The 388-nt window shown below is 64.9% G+C and carries 1 pseudogene; it reads left to right on the top strand.

Annotation, left to right across the window (positions count from 1 at the left end):
• Positions 1–282 (top strand): annotated as a pseudogene (locus tag GV818_RS33965) (hypothetical protein); the annotation flags it as partial.
• Positions 283–388: the final 106 nt, after the last annotated feature.

The raw sequence follows: 388 nt of genomic DNA, 5'->3' as shown, positions 1-388 counted from the left end.
ACCTACTGCGCGGCCAACGGCATCGAGCCCGCTCCGCTCGAGGAACTTGCCGCCGACCCGCGCGTCATCGACGTCGTCACCGCGGATGTCGAGGCCGCCAACTCCAACCTGGCACGGGTCGAGCAGATCAAACGCTTCCATATCGTCACCGAGACGTGGAAGCCGGGCGGGAACGAGATCACGTCGACGCTCAAGATCCGGCGCAAGGGTGTCGCCGAGCGGTACCAGCGGGAGATCCGAGCGCTGTACGAAAGGCGTGAGCTGGCCGGTACCGCGGGCTGACCGGCGACTACGAAATCGACTCCCCGGAGTCCGACCGAATGTGGGAATCTTCCATGGACCTGATCAACAAGACGCCGGCTGACGTCCTCACCACGCTGCTCGAGGA

The organism is Pseudomonas sp. Fl4BN1 (assembly GCF_009908285.1).
GTDB lineage: Bacteria > Pseudomonadota > Gammaproteobacteria > Pseudomonadales > Pseudomonadaceae > Aquipseudomonas.
Note: the sequence above shows the minus strand (reverse complement) of the source record. Positions and strands in the feature narration are given on the sequence as shown.